This window comes from Duganella sp. HH101 (genome assembly GCF_001758795.1).
Lineage (GTDB): Bacteria > Pseudomonadota > Gammaproteobacteria > Burkholderiales > Burkholderiaceae_D > Rugamonas > Rugamonas rivuli.
Window position 1 is genome coordinate 1 of the sequence record NZ_LRON01000043.1, and the last position, 19,463, is coordinate 19,463.

The 19,463-nt window shown below is 66.7% G+C and carries 18 protein-coding genes and 2 pseudogenes; 16 read left to right on the top strand and 4 right to left on the bottom strand.

The annotated features are described in order from the left end of the window. The 4 genes and pseudogenes from DUGA2_RS31555 to DUGA2_RS31570 all read right to left on the bottom strand — a co-directional run. A pseudogene (locus DUGA2_RS31555) lies at nt 1-300 on the bottom strand (tetratricopeptide repeat protein); the annotation flags it as partial. Between the two features lie 8 nt (nt 301-308). After that, complete coding sequence (gene mshL, locus DUGA2_RS31560; protein WP_070273234.1) at nt 309-2,168, bottom strand: pilus (MSHA type) biogenesis protein MshL; 1,860 nt, start codon at nt 2,166-2,168, stop codon at nt 309-311. 63 nt (nt 2,169-2,231) lie between these two features. Further along, a complete protein-coding gene (locus DUGA2_RS31565) occupies nt 2,232-3,149 on the bottom strand; it encodes an ExeA family protein (protein WP_070273235.1) in 918 nt (305 codons plus the stop codon). 5 nt (nt 3,150-3,154) lie between these two features. Continuing rightward, nucleotides 3,155-3,871, bottom strand: a complete 717-nt coding sequence (locus DUGA2_RS31570; RefSeq protein WP_070273236.1) for an ABC transporter ATP-binding protein — start codon at nt 3,869-3,871, stop codon at nt 3,155-3,157. A 177-nt stretch (nt 3,872-4,048) separates the two neighbouring features. Here DUGA2_RS31570 and DUGA2_RS31575 point away from each other — a divergent pair, with 177 nt between their 5' ends. The 16 genes and pseudogenes from DUGA2_RS31575 to DUGA2_RS31650 form a co-directional block, all read left to right on the top strand. Continuing rightward, entirely contained in the window at nt 4,049-5,755 is a 1,707-nt protein-coding gene (locus DUGA2_RS31575; protein ID WP_070273237.1) for a GspE/PulE family protein, read from the top strand. Nucleotide 5,756: 1 nt separating this feature from the next. After that, nucleotides 5,757-6,992: a type II secretion system F family protein gene (locus DUGA2_RS31580; RefSeq protein ID WP_070273238.1), complete on the top strand. Its 1,236-nt coding sequence runs from the start codon at nt 5,757-5,759 to the stop codon at nt 6,990-6,992. After that, nucleotides 6,992-7,525 (top strand): type II secretion system protein, encoded by a 534-nt coding sequence (locus DUGA2_RS31585; RefSeq protein ID WP_070273239.1) that lies wholly within the window; start codon nt 6,992-6,994, stop codon nt 7,523-7,525. Before DUGA2_RS31580 ends, DUGA2_RS31585 begins: the two co-directional genes overlap by 1 nt. 69 nt (nt 7,526-7,594) lie before the next feature. Continuing rightward, nucleotides 7,595-8,041, top strand: a complete 447-nt coding sequence (locus DUGA2_RS34885) for a type II secretion system protein (protein WP_070273240.1) — start codon at nt 7,595-7,597, stop codon at nt 8,039-8,041. Nucleotides 8,042-8,075: 34 nt separating this feature from the next. Next, entirely contained in the window at nt 8,076-8,624 is a 549-nt protein-coding gene (locus tag DUGA2_RS31595; protein ID WP_070273250.1) for an MSHA biogenesis protein MshC, read from the top strand. Next, nucleotides 8,614-9,156, top strand: coding sequence for a hypothetical protein (locus tag DUGA2_RS31600; protein WP_070273241.1), 543 nt, complete (start codon nt 8,614-8,616; stop codon nt 9,154-9,156). The genes DUGA2_RS31595 and DUGA2_RS31600 overlap by 11 nt, the downstream gene beginning before the upstream one ends. Then, nucleotides 9,153-9,992 (top strand): type II secretion system protein J, encoded by an 840-nt coding sequence (locus DUGA2_RS31605; RefSeq protein WP_070273242.1) that lies wholly within the window; start codon nt 9,153-9,155, stop codon nt 9,990-9,992. Before DUGA2_RS31600 ends, DUGA2_RS31605 begins: the two co-directional genes overlap by 4 nt. Continuing rightward, nucleotides 9,989-10,423, top strand: coding sequence for an agglutinin biogenesis protein MshP (locus DUGA2_RS31610; protein WP_070273243.1), 435 nt, complete (start codon nt 9,989-9,991; stop codon nt 10,421-10,423). Before DUGA2_RS31605 ends, DUGA2_RS31610 begins: the two co-directional genes overlap by 4 nt. A gap of 10 nt (nt 10,424-10,433) precedes the next feature. Beyond that, nucleotides 10,434-13,565 carry a DUF6701 domain-containing protein gene (locus tag DUGA2_RS31615; RefSeq protein ID WP_070273244.1) on the top strand — a complete coding sequence of 1,044 codons (3,132 nt, stop codon included), beginning with the start codon at nt 10,434-10,436 and terminating at the stop codon, nt 13,563-13,565. A 149-nt stretch (nt 13,566-13,714) separates the two neighbouring features. Beyond that, nucleotides 13,715-14,653, top strand: a complete 939-nt coding sequence (locus tag DUGA2_RS31620; protein WP_070273245.1) for an agglutinin biogenesis protein MshI — start codon at nt 13,715-13,717, stop codon at nt 14,651-14,653. Next, nucleotides 14,650-15,324 (top strand): MSHA biogenesis protein MshI, encoded by a 675-nt coding sequence (locus DUGA2_RS31625; RefSeq protein WP_070273246.1) that lies wholly within the window; start codon nt 14,650-14,652, stop codon nt 15,322-15,324. Before DUGA2_RS31620 ends, DUGA2_RS31625 begins: the two co-directional genes overlap by 4 nt. Beyond that, the gene (gspM, locus tag DUGA2_RS31630) at nt 15,321-16,106 is read left to right on the top strand and encodes a type II secretion system protein GspM (protein ID WP_070273247.1); all 786 of its coding nucleotides are present in this window, start codon (nt 15,321-15,323) and stop codon (nt 16,104-16,106) included. Before DUGA2_RS31625 ends, gspM begins: the two co-directional genes overlap by 4 nt. Next, nucleotides 16,091-16,465, top strand: a complete 375-nt coding sequence (locus tag DUGA2_RS31635) for an MSHA biogenesis protein MshK (RefSeq protein ID WP_070273248.1) — start codon at nt 16,091-16,093, stop codon at nt 16,463-16,465. Before gspM ends, DUGA2_RS31635 begins: the two co-directional genes overlap by 16 nt. After that, on the top strand, nt 16,462-18,276 hold the full coding sequence (gene mshL / locus DUGA2_RS31640) for a pilus (MSHA type) biogenesis protein MshL (RefSeq protein ID WP_083296553.1): 1,815 nt from the start codon (nt 16,462-16,464) through the stop codon (nt 18,274-18,276). Before DUGA2_RS31635 ends, mshL (DUGA2_RS31640) begins: the two co-directional genes overlap by 4 nt. Further along, nucleotides 18,277-19,170 carry an ExeA family protein gene (locus tag DUGA2_RS31645; protein ID WP_070273249.1) on the top strand — a complete coding sequence of 298 codons (894 nt, stop codon included), beginning with the start codon at nt 18,277-18,279 and terminating at the stop codon, nt 19,168-19,170. Further along, nucleotides 19,167-19,463 (top strand): annotated as a pseudogene (locus DUGA2_RS31650) (hypothetical protein); the annotation flags it as partial. The gene DUGA2_RS31645 and the pseudogene DUGA2_RS31650, both read left to right, overlap by 4 nt.

Genomic DNA, 19,463 nt, shown 5'->3' on the forward strand with positions numbered 1-19,463 from the left:
CAGGTCCAGCGTCAGGCCGGGGCCCTTGTGGTCGCTGGGCGTGGGCAGCGGATCGGGCGAGGGCAGCGGCGCCTGGCCGGACGCGGCCGATGGTTCGGTCGGGATGGGCTCCAGGCTGAGGCCGGACATCGGCTCCAGGTCCAGGCTCAGGCCCAGGCCCGGCTGGGCCGCCGGCGCGGGCACCGGCGCCGGTTCCGGCGTCAGCGCCAGGATTTCATCGAAAGCCTGCGACGGCTTGTCGGTCTCGTCGTCGGCGCCCGAGCTTTGTTTGGCGCGCTCCGCCTTTTTGAGCGCTTGCATTAAGAGACTCATGATCCATTCGCCTTGGCTGGGGCGGGGGCCGGCGCGGCCTCGCCATAGGGAGCGTTGTCGGCCGTCTGGCCCGGCAGCAGGTAGCGGTAATCCTTGTAATCGCCGTTGACGCTGGCGTCCTTGACCACCACCGGCCGCATGAAGATGACCAGCTCGGTCTTGGTGGTTTTCTCGTTGCGGTGGGAGAACAGCTCGCCCAGCACCGGCACGCTGCTCAGCAGCGGGATGCCATCCTTGGCGTTGTCCACCGAATCCTGCATCAGGCCGCCCATGACGGCGATCTGGCCGCTGGACACCTTCATCAGCGATTCCAGTTCGCGCGCCTGGATCACCGGCACCTGGCTCTTGACGCCGGCCTTGGCCAGGTCCGGATTGGGGTCGGTGACGTAGTCGACGATGCGGGTGATGGTCGGCCGCACGTTCAGCGTGACCTCGTCGGTGTCGGAAATCTGCGGCGTGACGCTCATGACGAAGCCGACCGGCACCGTCTCCAGCCGCGATTCATAGGTGGCCGGCGAGACGATGGTGCCGTTCAGGTCGCGCACCGCCGGCGTCACCTTGATCGAGAAGAAGACGTTGTTGTCGACCACCTTGAGCAGCGCGGTCTGGTTGTTGAGCACGCTGATCTTGGGGCTGGACAGCACTTTGACCTTGCCGAACGATTCCAGCAGCTCGATGGTGGCGGCGATATTGCCCAGCCGGCTGGTCGGGTTGGTGTAGTTCAGCACGAACACGCCGGGATTGGTGGCGGTCGGCAGCGTGGCCGTCCCCAGCGCGCCCTGGTTCATCTTCAGGCCGCCCCTGGCGATCGATTGCCAGTTGATGCCCTGCTGGTACTGGTCGCCGAGGCGCACTTCGATGATGGTCGCCTCGATCAGCACCTGGCGCTTGGCCGCGCCCAGCACGACGTCGAGGAATTCGCGGATCTTCTCATGCTGGCGGGCGGTCGCGCGCACGGCGATCAGGCCGCCCTCGGCGTTGACGATGACCGAGGAGCCGCGCTGCGCCGCGCCGCCACCGCCGGCCTTGGCGCCGCCGAAGGCGCCGGCGTCGAACGGGGTTTGCGGCTGGGCGTTCTGCGGCACGCCGGCCGGCGCGCCGGACTGTTGCTGGGACGCCAGCGGATCGGCCGGGTTGTCGCCCAGGTTGGACGCGCGCAGCATGTCGCGGATGTTCTTTTCCAGGCTATACCAGAAGTTATTGTCGGAGCGGTTGTTGACCACCGTGGTCGAATTGTTGCCCCCGCCGTTGCCGCCGGCGCCGTTGTTGGCCGGCGCCGCCTGCTGCTGTTGCGTTTGCTGCTGCTGGCCGCTGCCGCTGTTGCTGGGCGCCGGGCTGGCGACGCTGCTGCTGCCGCCGCCCGCGGTGGAGATCTGGGTGGCGATGCTGACGCTGCTGCTGGTGCTGCGCGCGATGTTGACGTAGTCGACCTTGTAGTTGCGCCATTCGGGCGTGTCCGGCAAGACCGTCAGCGTGCTGCCGTTGATTTCATAACGCATGTCGACTTGGCGCTGGATGCGGGTCAGCAGCTGCGGCAGGGTCTGGTCCAGCGCGTTCAGCGTGACCGTGCCCTCGATGCCGGGATGGACGTCGACGTTCATGCCGGCGTCGCGCGCCAGCGCGAACAGCAGCGACTGCACCGGCACCTTGTGCACGGTGACGCTGTAGGTCTCGGTCTTCGGCGCGGCGGCCGGCGGCGGCAGCGCGGCGCTCTGTTGGACGGTCTCGGGGATGGAACCGGTGGCGCGCGGCGCTTCCGATATGTGGGTCGGCGACTTGCTCAGGGTGTGGGTCGCGCAGGCGCTCAGCAACACGCTGCACACCATGGGGACGATGGGGGAGGCGAGTTTTTTCATTGTTTCTTTCCGGCCCAGGGGGAATGCAGGATGTTGTGCATTTGCAATATAGACACCATGATCTTACAAATTCGGTGCCACCGCAAGGATCGCCCTATAAATAGCCCAAATTAGCAGGACCGCCAAGGCCCCTATAGCAACAGCGCGCAAAGGGAAGATTTGCCGCAGCTGGCGGCGGCGGAAGGCCGATTCGCGGATCGCCTGGCGCGCGTGGCGCACGCCGACGGTGCTGGCGTCGGCGGCGAAGGCGGCCAGCAGGGCCTTGTCGGCCAGGATGTTGATGCGGCGGACGATGCCCTCGGAACGCTCGGCGATCAGCCTGGCGGCGGCCGGGGTGAACAGCGGCGAGCCGTCGTGGCCGGCCGCGCGCAGCCGGCAGGCGAGGAATTCGTCGATCAGCGCCGGCGACAGCGCCGGCACCTCGAAGCTGTGGGTGATGCGCTCCTTCAGCTGGCGCATGCTGGCCAGCGCCAGGTGCTGGTCCAGCTCCGGCTGGCCGAACAGCACGATCTGCAGCAGCTTGCTGTGCGCGGTCTCCAGGTTGGTCAGCAGGCGTATCGCTTCGAGCGTGTCGAGCGGCATGGCCTGGGCTTCCTCGACCAGCAGCACCACCTGGCGGCCCTGGCTGTGGCGGGCGATCAGGTCGGCCTGCAGGCGGCGCTGGATCTCGTCGATGCGCAAGCCGTGGCCATCCATGCCCAGTTCGGCGGCGATGGCGTACTGCACTTCCTGCGGGTCCAGGTTGGGGTTGACCAGGTAGATGACGTCGATGTGCGGCGGCAGCTGGCGCTCCAGCATGCGGCACAACATGGTCTTGCCGGCGCCGACTTCGCCCGTCACCTTGATGATGCCTTCGCCGTGGCAGACCGCATACAGCAAGGCTTGCAGGATCTCGCCGCGAGTGTTGCCGGCGTAGAAAAAAGCCGGGTTCGGGGTGATGCCGAACGGCGATTCGCGCAGGCCGAAGTGGGATTGGTACATGCGGCTCACGCGATGCAAGCCAGGAAGGCTTGCTCCAGGCTGTCGGCGCCGTAGTGGCTGCGGCATGCGGCCGGCGAGCCGGTGAAGCGGATGCGGCCTTCGTGCAGGATGGCCATGCGGTCGCACAGCTCGTCGACGTCGGCCAGCATGTGCGAGGTCAAGAACAGGGTGCTGCCGCCGGCGTGCAATTGCCGCAGCTGTTGTTTGAGCAGCGCGCGCGCCTTCGGGTCCAGTCCGCTCATCGGCTCGTCCAGCACGTACAGCGGTTTGCGCGCCAGCAGGCAGGCGGCCAGGCCCAGCTTCTGCGTCATGCCTTTCGAATAGTCGCGCACGGTGCGGCGCAGCGCGCCAGGCTCCAGGTCCAGCGCTTCCAGCATGGCGGCCACGGCGGCCGGATCGTAGGCCAGGCCTTGCAAAGCCAGCAAGTAGCGGATGAAGTCGGCGCCGGTCAGGTAGTAGGGCGGGGTGAAGCGTTCGGGCAGGAAGCCCAGCGGCTGGCGGCTGGCGGGGCGGCCGTGCGGCTGGCCGAAGATGTCGATGCTGCCGCCGTCGAGCGCGCAGAAATCCAGCAGGCACTTGATCAGGCTGGTCTTGCCGGCGCCGTTGACGCCCACCAGGCCGAAGCATTCGCCCGGCTGCAGCGCCAGATCCACGCCCTGCAAGACGCTGGCCTGGCCATAGCGTTTGACGACTTGCTGGAAGCGCAGGGCAGGGGCGGTCATGGAAGGCGGTGGCTTTACGATGTTCTATCGGGCTGGGAAACGAACGACACTGTAGCGCATTCGTGCGAAGAAAGCGACACCCTGTGGCGCCCCGAGCAAGACTACTCTCGCTGGCGCCGCTTTCTGCACTAGAATGGCCGCAAGCCAACAGATGGCACAGATCACAAGGAGCGGGGCATGGCGAGGCCAGAGAAAGTGCGGCTTGGGGAAATTTTGGTGCAGCAAAAGCTGCTGACCGAGGAACAGCTGGGCCTGGCGCTGGCCGAGCAAAAGCGCAGCGGACGCAAGCTGGGCCGGGTGTTCATCGAGAACGGCTATGTTACCGAGGAACAGATCGCCGGCGCGCTGGCGCGCCAGCTCAACATCCCGTATCTGAACCTGAAGTTCTTCAACGTCAATCCCGAGATCGTGCGGCTGCTGCCGGAGACCCAGGCCCGCCGCTTCCGCGCGCTGGTGCTGGAAGACCGGCGCGGCGCGCTGCTGGTCGGCATGTCCGATCCGACCGACCTGTTCGCCTACGACGAGATTTCGCGCATCGTCAAGCAGCCGATCGAGCTGGCCGTGGTCAACGAGACCGAAGTGCTGGGCGTGATCGACCGCATCTACCGCCGCACCGAGGATATCTCCGACCTGGCGCGCGAGCTGGAGCAGGACCTCGGCGACGTCTCGGTCGACTTCGGCGCGCTGGCCGCCGCCAATGCCAACCTGGAAGAGGCGCCCATCGTCAAGCTGCTGCAATCGGTGTTCGACGACGCCACCCAGGTGCGCGCCTCCGACATCCACATCGAGCCGCAGGAAGGCCGGCTGCAGATCCGCTTCCGCATCGACGGCGTGCTGCACCTGCAAACCGAGGCCGACATCAAGATCGCGCCCTCGCTGGCGCTGCGCCTGAAGCTGATGTCCGACCTCGACATCTCGGAAAAACGCTTGCCGCAGGATGGCCGCTTCGCCGTGCGCGTGAAGAACCAGCGCATCGACGTGCGGATCTCGACCATGCCGACCCAGTACGGCGAATCGGTGGTGATGCGTCTGCTCAGCCAGAGCAACACCCAGCTGCGGCTGGACGCGATCGGCATGCCCAAGACCATCCTGGAGAAATTCCGCGCCATCGTCCAGCGCCCCAATGGCCTGGTGCTGGTGACGGGGCCGACCGGCAGCGGCAAGACCACCACGCTGTATTGCGCGCTGGCCGAGCTCAATTCGGTGGAGAAAAAGCTGATCACCGTCGAGGACCCGGTCGAATACCGGCTGCCCGGCATCAACCAGGTGCAGGTCAACGACAAGATCGAGCTGAACTTCGCGCGCGTGCTGCGTTCGGCGCTGCGGCAAGACCCGGACATCGTGCTGGTGGGCGAGATGCGCGACCAGGAAACGGCCCAGATCGGTTTGCGCGCCGCCATGACCGGACACTTGGTACTATCTACCCTGCACACCAACGACGCGGCCAGCACGCCGCTGCGGCTGATGGACATGGGCGTACCGCGCTACATGGTCGGTAGTTCGCTGCAAGCCGTGCTGGCGCAGCGTTTGGTGCGGGTGATCTGCGAAAGCTGCACTACGCCGTACGAGCTGACGCCGACCGAACACGAGTGGCTGCGCATGGAGTTGCACGACAAGGTGGGCATGGCGCGCTACTTCCATGGCAAGGGTTGTTCGCATTGCAATGGCATGGGGTATCGCGGCCGTACCGGCGTGTACGAGCTGCTGGAGATGACGCGCGAAGTGGTCGATGCGGCCAACGATCCCGATCCCTCGCACTTCCTGCGGGTGGCGGCGGCGCAGATGGCCGGCGAGACCCTGCGCCGCCATGCGGTGGCGCTGGTGATACAGGGGCGCACCACGGTGGCCGAGGCCATGCGCATCAGCAACCAGACCGAGGATTGACGTGCCGTTCTATGCCTACAAGGCGCGCAGCGCGCGCGGAGAGTTGATGCAGGGCGTGCTGGAGGCGGCCGACAGCGGCGCCGTGGCCAACCACCTGGTGGGCAGCGGCGCCATCCCGGTCGAGATCGCGCTGACCAACAAGGCCGCCACCGGCGCGGCCGGCGGCGAGGCCTGGTGGACCAGGCTGTTCGAGAAGAAGGTGACGTCGATGGATGTGCAATTGTTCAGCCGCCAGCTCTACACCTTGCTCAAGTCGGGCGTGCCCATCATGCGCGGGCTGGCCGGCCTGCAGGAGTCGGCGATCAGCAAGTCGTTCGGCAAGGTCATCAAGGACTTGCGCGAATCGCTCGACGCCGGCCGCGAACTGTCGGCGGCGATGCGACGCCATCCCGCCGTGTTCAACGATTTCTACCTGTCGATGGTGCGGGTGGGCGAGATGACCGGGCGGCTGGAGGAAGTGTTCCTGCGCTTGTTCGACCACCTGGAGTTCGACCGCGAGATGCGCGCCCGCGTCAAGAGCGCGACCCGCTACCCGATCTTCGTGATCGTGGCGATGATCATCGCCATGGTGATCGTCAACATCTTCGTCATCCCGCAATTCGTCAAGGTGTTCGAGAGCTTCCACGCCGAGCTGCCGCTGATGACGCGCATCCTGATCGCCAGCTCGCATTTCATGGTGGTGTACTGGCCGCAGCTGCTGGTGGGGGCGGCTGCGGGCTTCTTCGGCTTGCGCTACTGGATCAACACCAGCGCCGGCCGCTACAAATGGGACCGCTACAAGCTCAGGTTCCCGATCGCCGGCAAGATCATCCACAAGGCGACGATGGCGCGCTTCGCCCGCAGCTTCTCGCTGTCGAGCCGCAGCGGCGTGCCCATCGTGCAGGCGCTGACGGTGGTGTCGCAGACGGTGGACAACGCCTACCTGTGCGCGCGCGTGGAGCAGATGCGCGACGGCGTCGAGCGCGGCGACAGCATCCTGCGCACCTCGATCGCGGCCAATGTGTTCACGCCGGTGGTGCTGCAGATGGTGGCGGTGGGTGAGGAATCGGGCTCGCTGGACGAGCTGATGGACGAAATCGCCCAGATGTACGAGCGCGAGGTGGATTACGAATTGAAGACGCTGGCCGCGCAGATCGAGCCCATCCTGATCACCTTCCTCGGCGTGCTGGTGCTGGTGCTGGCGCTGGGCATCTTTGTGCCGATCTGGGATCTGGGCAAAGTGGCGTTGCCGCACTGATGGGCGGCTTGCGTCCTGCTGGTGTTGTGTGGCCGCAACGACGGCGGGGGCGGGGTTTCACGCTGTTCGAGTTCGCCGTGGTGGCCGGTATTTTCGGCCTGCTGATGATGGTGGCGCTGGAGCGGATGGCGTATTACCGCCGCGCCGGCGACGATGCGGGCGTGCAGGCCTTGCTGATCAATATGCGCAGCGCCTTGTCCGGCAAGGTGATGGCCTTGCAGGCGCAGGGCAGGGACGGCGAAATCGGTGCGCTGGCCGGGGGCAATCCCGTCGCCTGGCTGGAGCGGGCGCCGGACAACTATGCCGGCGAACTGACGCCGGAAGCGGCAAAAAGTGTTAAAGCTGGCAACTGGTATTTTGATCTGGTGCAACACAAACTGGTATTCGTGAGGGGCGGGCAAGAAAATTTGTTAAATAGTGCCTCAAAGAATATTTATTTCAAGGTAGAATCACTGCGCTTGCCCTCGAAAAACGCCAACGCAGAGCGCCAGCCGGGAAATGCCGGTATCGCGCTGAATGAAGTCACTCAGTAGCAGCCGCTGCCGCACTCCGCCGCAGCTTGGCGTTAATGATCTTTTTTTTAGTCAGGTCTGGAGAGTCATATGCAAACCAAACAAGCAAGTTCGTTCAAATCGCGTTCCGGGCAAGGCGGTTTCACGCTGATCGAACTGATCGTCGTGATCGTCATCCTCGGTATCCTGGCCGCCACCGCGCTGCCGAGATTCACCAACCTCGGTACCGATGCGCGTATCGCCAAGATCAACAGCGCGCGCGGCGCGGTGCTGAGCGCGGCAAATATGTTCCACGGGCGCTGGCTGGCCGCCGGCGCACCAGCGAGCGGTACGCTGACCTACGACGGCGTCGATGTCGATCCAGCCACCGGCTACCCAAGCGTCGCCGGCATGCTGGTCGCGGCCGGACTGACCGACTTCGATACTACGGCCGGGGGCGGCGTTTATCGTACCGATGCCACCCATACCACCTGTACCGTCACTTATTCCGCCACGGCCGCTGGTCCGACCGCGACCGTCAATACGGCCGGTTGCTGATTCCGCATAGATGGCCGGCTGGAGGGGGGGCGTGATGGAGACGACGTTGCGGCGTCGCACCCGTCCCACGGGGCCGGGCGGCTTCACGCTGGTTGAGCTGGTGGTCATTCTGGTGGTGACGGGCATATTGGGCGCCGTTGCCGCTCCGCGTTTCTTTGAGCGCAGGGCGTTTGATGCCGCAGCCTACACGGATCAGCTCAGAGCGATGCTGCGTTATGGGCAGAAAGTCGCCATCGCCCAAGGTCGAAACGTCTACGTACGGCTCAACGGCGCCAGCGTCGCCCTGTGCTATGACGGTCTGTGCACGTTGCGCGTCAGTGCCCCTGGCGGGGCCAACAGCGGTACTGGCGTGACGCTGTCCAATTGCAGTAATCTTTCCACCTGGGCTTGCGAGGGCGTGCCCAATGGCCTGACGGTGTCCAGTGCGCTGAGCTTTTATTTCGACGCCACCGGCCAGCCATACGCGGCAACCGACGTGCCGCCCACGCTGACCTCGACCTTCGCCCAGCTGGCGCTGTCCATCAGTGGCGACGGCGGTAGCCGCACCGTCACCGTGACCCCGGTAACTGGCTATGTCTTTTAAACCAAACTCACGCGCGCAAGCGGGCCTGAGCATGGTTGAGCTGGTGATGTTCATCGTGGTTGTCGGTATTGCGGTGGTGGGCGTCTTGCAGGTGCTGGGCATGGGCGCGCGCTCCAGTCCCGACCCGATGCGCCGCAAGCAGGCGCTCGCCATCGCCGAGAGCATGATGGAAGAGGTCCGGCTGGCGCACTTCACATTGTGCGACGGCAGCGACCCGAAGGCCGAAGATCCCGCCACGTTGACTGCGGCCGACTGCACCATTCCGGAAGGCCTGGGTCTTGAACCGGGCAATGTCCGCCCCTTCGACAATGTCAATGACTACGGCGGGACTTACACCACCGACGCCGCCGGCAATTCATTCCCGACCGGTTACTCCGCCGCCGTCACGATCGTCCAGGACGCCGCGTTCGGCGCGGCCGGCGCTCTGGTCCCGCAGGCCGCCGCGCTGCGCATCACCGTCGTCGTCACCTACGGCACCGACAATGTGACGCTGGACGGCTACCGCACCCGCTACGCGCCGAGGTCGCTATGAAAGCGCCCCAGCGCGTACAAGGCTTCACGCTGGTCGAGGCCGTCATCGTCATGGTCATCACCGGCATCCTGGCCGGCATGGTGGCGGTGTTCCTCAGGACGCCGGTGCAGAACTACGTCGACACCGCCGCGCGCGGCGACATGACCGACGTCGCCGACCTGGCGCTGCGCCGCATCACGCGCGAGCTGCGGCTGGCGCTGCCCAACAGCATCCTGGTCTCGGCCGACCGCCGCACGCTGCAATTCCAGCTGACCAAGATCGGCGGCCGCTACATCGACATCGGCGATTCGCCGCCGCCCTCGCTGCTGCCGCTGGACTTCAGCCCCGCCGCCAGCCTGCAATTCGACATCGCCGGCGCCGCGCCCACCGGCCGCCAGGCCATCCTGGTGAACGACTGGATCGCCGTGTTCAACATCGGCGTGGCGCCGGCCGACGCGCGCAGCTTCGGCAACATCGCGCGCGTCACGGCGGTCAACGGCACCCGCATCACGCTGGCCAACAACCCGTTCGCCGCGCAATCGCCGTCGATGCAGTCGCCGACCAACCGCTTCCAGGTGGTCTCCGGCACCGTCACCTATGTGTGCGCGCCGGTGGCCGGCGGCGGCGGCACGCTGATCCGCAGCTTCAGCACGCAGATCTTCGGCCTGAACGGGCTGGGAGCGCCGCCGTTCGGCACGCCTGCGACGCTGGCCGGCCTGGTGTCCGGCTGCGGTTTCGATTACGTGGTGCTGGCCAATACCAACACCGCCCTGGTCGGCGTGTCGCTGACGCTGACGCGCAACAACGGCGAAAGCATCAGCCTGGTGCGCCAGGTCCACGTGGACAATACGCCATGAAGACCCTGCGCACACCGCCGCGCCGCGCCGCCGGCGTCTCCATCGTCACCGCGATGTTCCTGGTGGTGGTGCTGTCGGCGCTGGCCGTGGCGGCGATGTCGCTGTCGCGCTCGCAGCAGAGCAGCTCGGCGCTGGACCTGCTGGGCGCGCGCGCCTACGAGGCGGCCCGCGCCGGCGTCGAATACGGCTTGTACCAGCAGCAGATCAACGGCAGCTGCGTGGCCAGCCGCACCTTCGTGGCGGGCGGCACGCTGTCGGCCTTCACCGTCACCGTGCAGTGCGCCGTCGTGGCGACGCCCGGCATGGGCGCGGGCATGAACCGGACCACGGTGACGGCCGTGGCCTGCAACGTGCCGGCCGCAGGCGTCTGCCCCAACGCCGCCACCACCAGCGCCGACTATGTGCAGCGCACGGTCACGGTGCAGTTCTGAGGAGGCGACGATGACAGCGACCAAGCCCGACGCCATATTCAACGCCGCCCCGCGCTGGCTGGCCTGCCTGCTGGCGCTGCTGTGCAGCCTGGCCGCCGGCTGGTCGCGCGCCGATTCGCCGATCACGCTGTTCAAGAGCTTTGCCGGCAACGTCAGCTTCACCGGCACGCAGAAAACCCTGCGCACCAAGGACAACAACATCGACCCGTGCGCCATCAACGCCGGCACGCTGACCATGGCGCTGACCGGCGTGCCGTCCGGCGCCACCATCCTCAACGCGCAGCTCTACTGGGCCGGTTCCAGCTCCACCCCCGACTACAGCGTGACCTTCGACGGCGTGGCTGTCACCGCGCCAAGCAACCGCAGCTACAGCTCGGCCACGGTCGGCTACGATTTCTTTGCCGGCGCGGTGGACGTGACCTCGCAGGTGGTGGCCAAGGGCAACGCCAACTACACCGTCGGCGGCCTGACCATCAACAACGGCAGCCCGTATTGCGCGGTCGAGGGCGTGCTGGGCGGCTTCCAGCTGCTGGTGGTGTACTCCCATTCCAGCGAGACCTTCCGGGTGCTCAACCTCTACGAGGGCTTCCAGTACATCCGCAACTCCAGCGTGGCGCTGACGCTGGCCAACTTCAAGACGCCCACGCCGATCGGCAGCCTGACCGGCAAGATCGGCCACATCACATGGGAGGGCGACACCACGCTGTCGGGCGGCGGCGAGATCCTGATGTACAACAGCGTCGAGATGACCGATGCGCTCAACCCGTCCGGCAACCAGTTCAACTCCATCTCCAACATCAACAACGACAGCTTGTCCTACGGCATCGACTTCGACGCCTACACGGTGTCGTCGCCGACCATCAAGGCCGGCCAGACCTCGGCCCGCAGCGACTACAAGTCCGGCCAGGACCTGGTGCTGATGAACGCCGAGGTGATCGCCGCGCCCAACGTGCCGGCGGCCGACCGCGCCGTATCGATGACCTTGCAGAACCCGCTGCAGCCTTCGCAGATCAGCAACTACCTGATCAGCGTCAGCAACAACGGCCCGCTGGCCGAGGGCGGGCCGACCACCATTGTGGACGTGCTGCCGTCGTCGCTGATCTTCGTCAGCGCCAGCGGCACCGGCTGGAGCTGCGGCATGGCCGGGCAAAAGCTCACCTGCAGCTACAGCGCCACCATGGCCGCCGGCGCGACGCTGCCGCCGATCACGCTGCGGGTGACGACGGCCGCCGCCGCCAGCGGGCTGGTCAACAACAGCGCCACCGTCAGCGGCCAGCTGTTCGACTACTACGACGGCAACGACACCTCGACCGTCAGCTCGCAGGTGGGGGCGGCGGCCATCACGCCGAGCTTTATGTTCACCGATCCGCTGTCCGGGCAGTGCGTGAACGGCTTGCCGTTCGGCGATCCGGGCCAGCCCTGCAAGCTGTTCAATTTCAACGCGCAGCGCAACCTGGCCAACAAGGATATTCCGGTGTCCCTGACCTTCGTCGTGCTGGGCGTGCCGACCGCGCTGTCGAACACGGACAGCACGCTCAAGGTCAAGTACGCGCTGTCCTGCTACGATCCGATCCAGGACGCGGGCGTCAGCGCCAGCTTCACCAAGGTTGGCGGTAGCGCCGTGACGCTGCCGCTGTGCGCCAAGTCCGGCGCGCTGCCGGGCCAGACGTCCGCCACCTGGACCGGGCTCAACGACGTGGTGTTCACCGGCACCAAGGCGACCACGGCCGATATCTACAACTTCCGCTATGCCGACGTGGGGCGGGTTGAATTCCTGGTCAGCGACAACACCGGGCGCCTGGGCACCAGCAGCCCCTTCGTCGAACGGCCCGACAAGCTGCTGCTGGTGGCGCCGGCGTCCAACAAGGCCGGCACGCCGGCTTCGCCCACCGACGGCAAGTTCGTCAGCGCCGGCACCGCGTTCACGATGTCGGTCAAAGCGCTGATGTATGGCGGTGCGCCGGCGCCCAACTTCGGCAGGGAGACCACGCCGACCACGGTGCAGATCACCGCGCGGGCGGCCAACGACCAGAACGGCGATCGCCTGGCCGACATGGTGCGGGGCATGCCCGACCCCAACCAGGCGCTGGTCTTCAACGGCAGCTTCGGCGCCTTCAGCGGCGGCGTCGCCAGCGGCAGCAGTTTCTCCTACGGCGATGTCGGCGTGCTGGAGCTGACGCCGTCGGCCACGCCGAGCAGTTATCTCGATTCGGGCGACTTGATCCTGGAGACGCTCAACGTCGGCCGCTTCGTGCCCGACCATTTCAACACTGCGATCACGCCGCCGATGCTCTGCGATCCGGCCGGCATGACTTGCCCGGCCAACGTTGGCATGGCGTACTCGGGCCAGCCCTTCAATCTGACCGTCACCGCGATGAACGTGCAGGAGCAGCCGACGGTCAACTATCGCGGTGCGCTGGCGCGGGCGGTGGCGTTGTCGGCCTGGTCGGCGGCCGGCAGCACGGCTGTCGCCAATCCGCCGGCCAACCCGAGCGGCGCGGTGCTCAGCGCCAACGGCATCGCCGCCAGCGCCTTCCCGCTATTGCCGGTCGCGCCGGCCGCGTCCGGCGTTGCGGCCGCCGCGCCGGTCTACACGCTGCCGCGGCCGTTCGTCGCGAGCGCGGCCTACGCCAACAACTGGGTGACGCCGACGCCGGTGTATGTGCGCGCCACCGAGACCGGGTCGCCCAACGACGGCGTCAGCTCGCTGCGCACCGGCGCGGTCGAGGCGGGCATCGTTGTCGTGTCCGGCCGCCTGTTCGTGCCGAACGCCTATGGCTCGTCCAGCCTGCCGGTGCCGCTGAACCTGGGCGCGCAGTACTACGGCCAGAGCTCGGTCAACGGCAGCACCGTGCTGGCCTGGCGCAACAACGCCAGCGACAGCGCCACGGTGGTGACGCCGGCCAGCAACTTCCAGTACGCCAGCTGCCTGGTGGCGTGCCCGGCGCCGCCGCCGAGCGCGCCGTCGACGGTGAGGATGATCAACGGCGCCGCCACCGCCACCCTGAAGGCGGGCAGCAACGCCGGCAAGAGCGGCGCCACCGTCACCGTCAACGGGCCGACCTGGCTGCCGACCACGCAAGGGCGCGTGACCTTCGGCCTGTATCGCAGCCCGGTGATTTTCTTGAGGGAAGTGTATTGAATCCGCCTCATTTTATTTGGGAACTGAGCATTAACAGGGCAAACTGGGGGCATGGCGCCAATTTGCAGAAATGGCGCAATGAAACTTGAATATAATCAAGGATGTGCGGCGACTATTGAATGCCGTGCTTAATCATTTGAGACAGTCGGATGCGTTTATTCGGAAAAGCGGAAAAAAAGAATGGCTGGCTGGCCATCGGCCTGACGGCGGACGGCGTGCAGGCCGCAGCGATCGAGCGCCGCACCGACGGCCCGCCGCGCGTGCTGCTGGCCGCATCCTACCCCGGCAAGGCCGACCAGGCCGGCGCCAGCCTGGCGCGGCTGGGCAAGGAGTTGCAGGCCAGCCGCTACCGCTGCACCACCTTGCTGGGCGCGGGCGGCTATCAATTGCTGATGGTCGAGGCGCCCAATGTGCCGGAGGCGGAAATGCGCACGGCGCTGGGCTGGCGCGTCAAGGACATGATCGATTTTCCGCTGGAGCAGGCGACCATCGACATGGCTATAGTGCCGCAGGCCAGCGGCTCGAACCAGGCGCGCCAGGCGTTCGCGGTGGCGGCCCGCAACAGCGTGCTGATGCCGCACCAGCAGCTGTTCGCCGACCACAAGATCGCGCTGTCCGCGATCGACATCGGCGAGATGGCGCAACGGAACATCTCGGCGCTGCTGGAGCCGGAGGGGCGCGGCGTCGCGCTGCTGGCCTTCGACGCCGACGGCGGCCTGCTGACCGTCAGCTACCAGACCGAACTCTACCTGGCCCGCCGCATCGACGTCACGTTGAACCAGTTGCTGGACCCCGATCCCGAGCGGCTGCAGCATCTGCATGACCGCATCACGCTGGAGCTGCAACGGTCGCTGGACCACTTCGAACGGCAATTCTCCTTTGTCACGGTGGCCAAGATGGTGGTGACGCCGGTGGGCGACGGCGCGCTGCGCGCCTATCTGACCAGCAATCTGTACCTGCCGGTGGAACAGTTGGACCTGGCCAGCGTGCTGGACCTGACCGGCGCCGAGCTGCTGCGAGACCCGGCGCAGCAGGCCGGCTTCCTGCGCACGCTGGGCGCCGCCTTGCGCGAGCTGGAGACGGCATGAGCCAACAGATCAACCTGTTCAACGCTGGCTTCAAGCGCAAGAAAAACTACGCGACCACTCGTACCATGGCGGCGGGGCTGGGCGTGCTGGTGCTGGTGCTGGTCGTGGCGTCGGTGCTGGCCAACATCGAGCTGGCGACGCTGGAGCGCGAGGCCGCCGTGCTCAAGGCCGACCTGGCCGCGCGCGAGGCGCGCCGTACCGCCGTCACCGCCACCTTCGTGGCGCCGCGCAAGAGCGAGACCCTGCAGCAGGAGCTGGACCAGACCAGCGTGCAGTACCGCAATCTGCAACAGGTGGCCGCCATCCTCGACCAGGGCGAGCCGGGCGCCACGCGTGGCTACTCGGCTTATTTCCGCGCCTTTGCGCGGCGCGGCATCGACGGCTTGTGGCTGACCGGCGTCACCATCCAGGGCAGCGGCGAGGCCATCGGCCTGCAGGGGCGGGCGTTGAAAGCCAGCCTGCTGCCCGGCTACCTGAACGGCCTGGCCGGCGAGGCTGTATTGCGCGGCAAGACCTTCGGCCAGTTGCAGATGACGGAGCCGAAAGCGCCGCCCAAGGCAGCGGCGGCGGATGGCGCATCGGCGCCCGAGCCGGCTGCGGCGCCGCGCTATGTGGAATTCAGCCTGCAATCGGCGGCGGCCGGCGAGCAGGCCAAGGCGGAGCAGCCATGAAAGCCTATTGGATCAAACTCGATGCCTGGTTGATGGCGCTGAGCCAGCGCGAACGCCTGATGGTGGTGGGCGCGGGCGCGGCGATGCTGGCGTTCCTGGTGTTCCAGCTGGTGCTGGATCCGGCCTACACGCGCCAACGCCTGCTGCGCGACACCATGCGCCAGCAGCGCGTGCAGATCGCCGGCATCGATGCCGAATTGCAGCAGCTGGACCTGGCCGCGCGCCGCGATCCCGACCGTGAAGTGCGCGAGCGCCTGAAGGTCTTGCAGGCCGATAGCGTGGCGTTGCGGAGCAAGCTGCGCAGCGCGCAGAAGGGCCTGGTGGCGCCGGAACGCATGGGCGCGTTGCTGCAACAGATGGTGCAGGGACATGGCAAGCTGCGCCTGGTGTCGCTGAAGACGCTGCCGCCGCAAGGCACGACCGACGGCCACTTCGCCGCGCAGGACGCGAACGAGCCGCCGGCCGCGCGGCCGGCCGCGCCATCGACGCCGACACCGGCTTCCATCCTGGCGGTGGCGCCGGCCGCAACCTCGAACACGGCCGCACCGGCGGCCAAGCCGCAGCCAGCCGCCGCACCGGCGCCGCTGCTGTACCGCCACGGCGTGCAACTGGTGCTGCAGGGCAGCTACCTGGAGATGATCGATTACCTGGAAGCGCTGGAGGCTTTGCCGAGCCAGCTGTTCTGGGGCGCCGCCGCGCTCGATGCCGAACAATACCCGCAGGCACGGCTGACGCTGACCCTGTACACCCTGAGCCTGGACCAGAAATGGATAGCACTGTGAAGCGCCGCCTGACCACGTTGATGCTGGCCGCGCTGGCGCTGCCGGCGCTGGCGCAAAAGATGGCCGACCCGACCCGTCCTCCGGCCATGATGGCCGCGCCCGACAGCGCTGCGGCGGAGGCCGACGGCGTGCCGTCCGCGCCGCGCCTGCAATCGATCCTGATCGGCCGCGCAGCCGGCGGCCGGCGGCTGGCGGTGATCGACGGCGTCACCGTGCGCATCGGCGGCAGGGTGGGCGACGCGATACTTGAACGCATCAACGACAATTCGGTGCTACTACGCCGGGGCAAGAATCTGGAAACCCTGACCCTGTTTCCCAAACCGGCCGAGGCCGCTGACCCGACAGGGAAAACAAAATGACGACACATAACAAGTTCATGGACAAGATGCTGCGCCGGGTCGCGCTGCTGGGCGCCGTTGTCGTGCTGGCCGCATGCAACACCCAGGCGCCGCGCGACACCTACAACACCATCGACCAGCAGGTGCACGACGCGGCCGTGCAGGCCCGCGCCACGCCGCCCGCCAGTTCGGCGGCGGTGGAGGCGGCGCTGCTGCCGCCGCCGGCTGTCACCATGGCGGCCGAGCTGCCGAAGGCGCGCGCGGTGATGGAGGAGCGTTTCAATGTGTCGTTCAACCAGGTGCCGGTGCAGCAGTTCTACAACTCCATCGCCGCCGGCACGCGCTACAACATGCTGATCCATCCGGACGTCAGCGGCACCGTCACCGCCAACCTGAAGGATGTGACGCTGTTCGAGGCGCTGGACGCCGTGCGCGAGCTGTACGGCTACGACTACAAGGTCGAAGGCACGCGCGTCTACATCCGTCCGCTGACCATGCAGACCCGCATCTTCCAGGTCAACTACCTGAGCGCCACGCGCAAGGGCAGCTCGAACGTGCGGGTGTCGTCGACCTCGGTCAACACGGTGGGCACGGTGGTGTCCGGCGGGCAGGGCGGCCAGAACGGCAGCGGCAGCAACGGCCAGAGCAACCAGCCGCAGCAGCCGGGGCAGGCCAACCAGCAGTACTCGATGGAAGACGCCAGCAACGTCAAGACTTCCTCCGCCACCGATTTCTGGACCGACCTGAAGGAGGCGCTGGTGGCCCTGGTCGGCGGCGTCGGCGACGGCCGCAGCGTGGTGATCAGCCCGCAGTCGGGCGTGGTGGTGGTGCGGGCGCTGCCGGAACAATTGCGCAGCGTCGAGCAATACCTGAAGGCGACCCGGCTGGCGGTGGAGCGCCAGGTGATCTTGGAAGCCAAGATTCTTGAGGTGCAGCTCAACAGCGGCTTCCAGAGCGGCATCAACTGGGCCAGCTTCGCCTCGTTCGGCGGCGGCGGCAGCAACCGCATGTCCACCGGCTTCCTGGCGCCCGGCACCGGCCTGGCGCCATTGCCGGCGGCCGGCGGCCAGCCGCCCGTGCTGGTCAGCGGCGGCACGGCGGGCATCGCCGCCAGCAGCGGCTTCTCGCTGGCGAACGCCGCCAACAACGCCGGCTCGCTGTTCGGCCTGGCCTTCCAGACCAGTAATTTCGCCGCCATGATTTCCTTCCTGGAGTCGCAGGGCTCGGTGCATGTGCTGTCCAGCCCGCGCATCGCCACCATGAACAACCAGAAGGCCGTGCTGAAGATCGGCACCGACGAGTTTTATGTGACGGGCGTCAGCACCACCACCAACTCCAACGTCAGCGGCAACACCACCAGCCCGAACGTGACCTTGCAGCCGTTCTTCTCCGGCGTGGTGCTGGATGTGACGCCGCAGATCGACGAGGAGGGCAACATCATGCTGCACGTCCATCCGTCGGTCAGCCAGGTGTCGACCATCAACAAGATCGTCAACCTGGGCAGCGCCGGTTCGCTGCAACTGCCGCTGGCGGCGTCGAGCACGTCGGAAATGGACAGCATGGTGCGCGGCCAGGATGGACGCATCGTCGCCATCGGCGGCCTGATGCGCCAGTCCACCACGGCCGACAACAACCAGGCGCCGGGCATAGGCGATGTGCCGGTGCTGGGCGCCTTGTTCCGCAACACCGAGCGCAGCACGCAGAAGCGCGAGCTGGTGGTGTTGATCAAACCTACCATCGTCGATGGCGCGGCCAGCTATGCGCAGGACCTGGAGGATGCCAGCCGCCGGGTCCAGCAACTGGCGCCGCCCCCTGCCGGAGGACGCAAGTAAATGTACCAGGCCCATTTCGGCTTGGGCGAGATGCCTTTCGGGATCACGCCTGACACCAGCTTCTTCTTCACCAGCCCGCATTCGCAGCAGGCGCTCAACACGCTGCTGGTGGCGGCGCGCAGCGGCGAAGGCTTCATCAAGATCACCGGCGAAGTTGGCACCGGCAAGACGCTGCTGTGCCGGAAGTTCATGGCGACCTTGGGGCCGGGCTTTGTCACCGCCTATATTCCGAACCCCTACCTGGAGCCGCGCACGCTGATGCTGGCCCTGGCCGATGAACTGGAGCTGCCGCTGCAGCGCGATGTCGACCAGCATCAGCTGCTGAAGTCGCTGACCTTGCGCTTGATGGACCTGGCGCGCGAAGACAAGCAGGTGGTGATGTGCCTGGACGAGGCGCAGGCGATCCCGCTGGAAAGCCTGGAAGCCTTGCGCCTGCTGACCAATCTGGAGACGGAGAAGCGCAAGCTGTTGCAGATCGTGCTGTTCGGGCAGCCGGAGCTGAACCAGCATCTGCAGGCGAATTCGATCCGCCAGCTGGCGCAGCGCATCACCTTCCATTACCATCTGGGACCGCTGACGCGCGACGACTTGGAGTACTATCTGGCCCATAGGCTGCGCGTGGCGGGTTATGCCGGCAGCCGCTTGTTCAGCCGGAGCGCCATCGGCCGCTTGTTCAAGGCCAGTGGCGGCATACCGCGGCTGGTGAATATCATGGCGAATAAATCGCTGATGCTGTGCTACGGCGAAGGCAAGCAACAGGTGACGCGCCGCCACGTGGACATGGCGGCGGTCGATACCGTGCAGTCGCATACCGGCTTGCGCTGGCCGTGGTTGATGGCCGGCCTGAGCTTGCTGATCGCCGCATGCGGCCTGACTTGGGCGTTGACGAAATGAGTTTGATTAATAAAATGTTGCAGGACCTGGATGCGCGCGGTGGTGCGGGCGATGGCGCTTTGCGCCAGCAGCAGCTGCACGCCGTCGGCGGACAGGTGCGCGACAAGCGGCCGCTGGTGATCGCCGGTTCGCTGGCGCTGGCGGCGGCGGTGGTGGTGGGCGCAGGCTGGTTCGGCTGGCAGTACTGGCAGAGCCACCGCGCCGCACCGCCGGCGGTTGCGCAGGTGGCGGCCACGCCGCCATCGCCAGCCGCACCGCCCGCAGCCGCAGCTGCACCCGCACCCGCAGCCGCA

Bases quoted from the DNA above. Each gene is read 5' to 3' on its own strand.
- mshL (WP_070273234.1), bottom strand. From the start codon at position 2,168: ATGAAAAAACTCGCCTCCCCCATCGTCCCCATGGTGTGCAGCGTGTTG.
- DUGA2_RS31565 (WP_070273235.1), bottom strand. From the start codon at position 3,149: ATGTACCAATCCCACTTCGGCCTGCGCGAATCGCCGTTCGGCATCACC.
- DUGA2_RS31570 (WP_070273236.1), bottom strand. From the start codon at position 3,871: ATGACCGCCCCTGCCCTGCGCTTCCAGCAAGTCGTCAAACGCTATGGC.
- DUGA2_RS31575 (WP_070273237.1), top strand. From the start codon at position 4,049: ATGGCGAGGCCAGAGAAAGTGCGGCTTGGGGAAATTTTGGTGCAGCAA.
- DUGA2_RS31585 (WP_070273239.1), top strand. From the start codon at position 6,992: ATGGGCGGCTTGCGTCCTGCTGGTGTTGTGTGGCCGCAACGACGGCGG.
- DUGA2_RS34885 (WP_070273240.1), top strand. From the start codon at position 7,595: ATGCAAACCAAACAAGCAAGTTCGTTCAAATCGCGTTCCGGGCAAGGC.
- DUGA2_RS31595 (WP_070273250.1), top strand. From the start codon at position 8,076: ATGGAGACGACGTTGCGGCGTCGCACCCGTCCCACGGGGCCGGGCGGC.
- DUGA2_RS31600 (WP_070273241.1), top strand. From the start codon at position 8,614: ATGTCTTTTAAACCAAACTCACGCGCGCAAGCGGGCCTGAGCATGGTT.
- DUGA2_RS31605 (WP_070273242.1), top strand. From the start codon at position 9,153: ATGAAAGCGCCCCAGCGCGTACAAGGCTTCACGCTGGTCGAGGCCGTC.
- DUGA2_RS31610 (WP_070273243.1), top strand. From the start codon at position 9,989: ATGAAGACCCTGCGCACACCGCCGCGCCGCGCCGCCGGCGTCTCCATC.
- DUGA2_RS31615 (WP_070273244.1), top strand. From the start codon at position 10,434: ATGACAGCGACCAAGCCCGACGCCATATTCAACGCCGCCCCGCGCTGG.
- DUGA2_RS31620 (WP_070273245.1), top strand. From the start codon at position 13,715: ATGCGTTTATTCGGAAAAGCGGAAAAAAAGAATGGCTGGCTGGCCATC.
- DUGA2_RS31625 (WP_070273246.1), top strand. From the start codon at position 14,650: ATGAGCCAACAGATCAACCTGTTCAACGCTGGCTTCAAGCGCAAGAAA.
- gspM (WP_070273247.1), top strand. From the start codon at position 15,321: ATGAAAGCCTATTGGATCAAACTCGATGCCTGGTTGATGGCGCTGAGC.
- DUGA2_RS31635 (WP_070273248.1), top strand. From the start codon at position 16,091: ATGGATAGCACTGTGAAGCGCCGCCTGACCACGTTGATGCTGGCCGCG.
- mshL (WP_083296553.1), top strand. From the start codon at position 16,462: ATGACGACACATAACAAGTTCATGGACAAGATGCTGCGCCGGGTCGCG.
- DUGA2_RS31645 (WP_070273249.1), top strand. From the start codon at position 18,277: ATGTACCAGGCCCATTTCGGCTTGGGCGAGATGCCTTTCGGGATCACG.